The sequence below is a fragment of the Kocuria sp. CPCC 205231 genome (assembly GCF_040980965.1).
In the GTDB taxonomy this organism is placed as follows: domain Bacteria; phylum Actinomycetota; class Actinomycetes; order Actinomycetales; family Micrococcaceae; genus Kocuria; species Kocuria rosea.
The window spans coordinates 1-3,851 of sequence record NZ_JAVKPP010000043.1; the positions used below are offsets into that span (position 1 = coordinate 1).

Consider the following 3,851-nt stretch of genomic DNA (forward strand, 5'->3'; position numbering starts at 1 on the left):
CGGTGACCGAGCCGGAGACGCGACTGATCGTCGCCGCGGACGGCTCCGTGACAGCAGATGCCAGTGCCTCGATGAAGAAACGACCCTCCCGTGGAGGCTCTTCACGTGTTGTCACAGTCGACGACCTCGTACCGGAGCCTGAGCAGACGACACGCCCGGTAGCGGCCACCGAACCAACCGCTGACTTGAGTGAACACCAGCCCGCGGAGCCTTCCATCGATGCGGAGACCCCGCAGACGCTTCCCGAGGCCGATGTCCCCCATTCGGGGGACGCATCCGAGCTTTCAGCTACGGACCCACTGCCAGAGACCACCGCGGGCGACACGCCCGCCGACGACCCGGCGCCCAGCAGCTCCACACCGACCCCGGTCGTCGCCGAGGCCGGAGATCCCCGCTTGCAGCTGCCCCGGGAGACGACCACGGAGACGCCCGAATCCCCCGCCCGCCACGGGTGGCGAGGATGGTGCAACCAGACCCTCGGACTATCCCTGGCGGCCTCGCCCGCCGAGCAGGCCTCCCGGGCCCGCCGCACCCGGATTCAGCGGCCGCTGGAGACCCACCGCACCGTGGCGGTGCTCCAGCTCAAGGGCGGGGGCGGGAAAACCACCACCGCCTACCACCTGGCCGCCACCGCAGGGCGGGTGCGCGGGGGCAACATCCTGGCCGGGGAGTTCAACGAGAACCAGGGCACCCTGGCCGAACGCTCCCTGGCCGGCGGCCACGACCGCACCACCCTGGATCTGATCCGCAACCTGGAGACCGTCACCCGGCGCACCGCCGACCTCGTGCGCTACGTGCGCCCCCAGGGCGATGACCGGATCCACGTGCTGGCCTCCCCGCCCGAAGGTACCGACCGCACCCGGGTGGACGGACGCTCCGTACGGGCCGCCCATGAGACCCTGCGCTCCCTCTACAGCCTGATCCTGCTCGACACCGGCAACTCCGCCCAGTCCTCCACCTGGCGCGCCGCCGTGGACGTTGCCGACTCCCTGGTGCTGGTGGCCCACAACCGCGAAGACGACGCCCGGCTGCTGGAGGCCACCGTGGCCGCCGTCGCCGCCGAGGGCCACGGGCCGAAGCTGGCCCGGTCCGTGCTGGTGGTCTCCAACACCGCCACCAACAACACCGAACGCCTCACCCGCCTGCGCGAGTACGCCCAAGCGGTCGGGTTGGCCGGGACCGTCGTCATCCCCTTCGACAAGTCCCTCCAGGAAGGACGCGCCTTCCACTACGACGCCCTGCACCCAGCCACCGTGCGGGCTTACGAGGAAGCCACCGCCACCCTGATCGACCAGCTCTGACCCGCAGACCTCCCATCCCCCCAGGAGGCTGTGATGTCGGCTGGATCCCCCCGTGCCCTCGGCGCCGTCGTGGCGCTGCTGTTGGTCTTCGCCATCGGCTCGATCGTGGCCTTAGCCGTGCTCGTCGCCACCCTGGCCGAGGACGAAGAACAGGCCTCAGCCAGCTCCTGCACCGTCACCGCCGTCACCACGGGCAACGACAGCGGCCAGCAGCGGGCACCGAATATCCCCAACGGCTGGGCACCACTGGTCGAAGACGCCGCCCGGACCGCCGGGCTGCCGGTGAGCGTGGTGGCGGCACAACTGGCCCAGGAATCCGGGTGGAACCCGGACGCCACCAGCCCGGCCGGCGCCCAAGGCATCGCCCAGTTCATGCCCGCCACCTGGGCCACCTACGGCAACGGCGGGGACCCCTTCGACCCCGACGACGCGATCCCCGCCTACGGCCGCTACATGGCCGCCCTCAAGATCGAAGTGCGACCGATCGCCGGTGACGACGCCGGTGAGCTCGTGCGCCTGACCCTGGCCGCCTACAACGCCGGCCCCGGGGCTGTGGAGCAGCACCAGGGGGTGCCGCCGTACCAGGAGACACGCGACTACATCGACACGATCCTGGACACCGGCCAGTCCCAGTTTTCCGCCCACTGCCAGGCCCCCACCGGGGCCCTGGCCTGGGACGGAGACCTCGGCGACGGCGAGTGGACAACCCCGCTGCCCGGGGGCGTGTTCACCTCCGGCTACGGCGGCCGCGCCCTGGCTGGAGTCCCCGGGTGGGCCAACCAGCACGAGGGCGTCGACATCGCCACCCCCGGAGCCGGCAACGGCCGCGGTGGGGTCGTCGTCGCCCCCACGTCCATACGGATCACCGGGTTCAACGCCACCGACGGGTGCGTGATCGCCAAGGAGAACGGGGACGACCCCAACTTCGGCTTCGCCTTCTGCCACCTGCACTCCTGGGACGTGGCCAAGGGCCAGAAGCTCAAACGCGGTGACGTCATCGGTACCGAGGGCAATCGTGGCCGGTTCGGCATGGCCACGCACCTGCACTTCGAGATCTACAAACCCGACGCCCCGGAGATGGTCTTCCCTTACCAGGGGCACAACCTCGACCCCGAGCCCATCCTCAAACAGAAAGGAGCATGGCCGAAATGACCCGACACCGCCTGATCACCGCCCTCACCCTGTGCCTGCTGCCCTTGACCGCCTGCGGGCCCGAGGGAGCACAGCAGACCAGCGAGCAGACCACCGCTCCTGCCACGGCTACGCCCTCCCCCACCGAACTCACCTTCGGGGAAGGTACCTTCCCCGACCCGGACACCGTGGAGCGCAGCGACGTGGAGGCCACCGCCGAAACCGCCGCGCTGATGCTGCACTCCTGGGACACCGCCACCGACCGCACCCAAACCGCCGCCGCGATCCGCACCAAACCGCTGATGTCAGAGGATTGGGCCGCTAATCAGGTCGAGCCTGAACGCAACGGCAACCAGGCCGCCTGGCTAGAACCAGCCGAACACCAGGCCTACAGCGCGCCCAGCCTCGTGCCGGCTGTCGGTGACGTCTCCCGCGACGTCGCCAAGGACAAAGCCATCCGCGCCTACGACCTCACCTGGCGATGGATCAGCCGCGACGACCACCAGATCGAGGCCACCGGCCATCGCCAAGTCGTCATCTACCTCGAGAAGCACAACGGCCAGTGGGACGTTGTGGGCCACCAATCCCATGACCTGTAGCGATCCGACCGACACACCCACGAACTTCTAGCGCTAGTACAAGCAATGTGAGAGGGTGGGCGTATGACGGAGTACACACCGCCCAAGTTGCTCGGGAAGCGAGTGGCGTTCAGCATGCGCGTCCTGCCCGAGCAGCACCGCCGTGCGGCGGAGAAGGCAGCTGCTCTAGGGCTGTCCCAGGCGGACTACGTCGGCGCTTTGATCGACCGTGACCACGGATTGCCGAATGCGATAGATGATCGGCAGAACGCTGAGGAGCTCCCCATCACCAAAACCGCTTAAACGACTGACGGCCCGCCGTGGAGGGCGGGCCGTCGAAGTCAATCAGCTGTCGTGAGTTTGGCGACCTAGAACAGCTGGTTCAACAGAAACCGGATGAGAACTGCATATGAACCCATTACCAGGGGACCGTTGTGTCCCCTAGTGTACCTGAGGCGCGTCCGCAAGTGGACCCCGCCTTACTCGACATTGCCCTTTTTTGCCCCGAGACCCCGGCCCGCCGGTTTCTTGAGCACCACCGGATCGAGTACTTCCGGTGCGGTCAGACCAAGTCGCAGGCGTTCCCGAACCGTGGGCGGACTGCTGGGGAGTTCGCGTTCATCCAGCTCAACCCGGCCGATTGGTTGAACTTCCTCGTCGTCGACGTCGATGACGAGGACGCATTGTTGAACCTGATGCACCCGGCCGTGCCCGAGCCGACCTGGATCATCGAGAACCCGCAGACCGGTCATGCCCAGGCCGGGTGGGCGATCGAACCGGTCTACCGGGGCGAGGGTGCTCGGCCGGGTCCGATCCGCTACGCGGAGGCGGTGCAGCGGGC

Annotated in this window: 4 protein-coding genes; all 4 read left to right on the plus strand. The window is 68.4% G+C overall.

Annotation, left to right across the window (positions count from 1 at the left end):
• Positions 1-395: 395 nt before the first annotated feature.
• A complete protein-coding gene (locus tag RF640_RS18690; RefSeq protein WP_368828643.1) occupies positions 396-1,301 on the plus strand; it encodes a hypothetical protein in 906 nt (301 codons plus the stop codon).
• 33 nt (positions 1,302-1,334) lie between these two features.
• Positions 1,335-2,453 carry a transglycosylase SLT domain-containing protein gene (locus RF640_RS18695; protein WP_368828644.1) on the plus strand — a complete coding sequence of 373 codons (1,119 nt, stop codon included), beginning with the start codon at positions 1,335-1,337 and terminating at the stop codon, positions 2,451-2,453.
• Complete coding sequence (locus RF640_RS18700; RefSeq protein ID WP_368828645.1) at positions 2,441-3,031, plus strand: hypothetical protein; 591 nt, start codon at positions 2,441-2,443, stop codon at positions 3,029-3,031. Before RF640_RS18695 ends, RF640_RS18700 begins: the two co-directional genes overlap by 13 nt.
• A 446-nt stretch (positions 3,032-3,477) precedes the next feature.
• The coding region (locus RF640_RS18705) for a replication initiation protein (protein ID WP_368828646.1) at positions 3,478-3,851 on the plus strand (374 nt) is incomplete at its 3' end.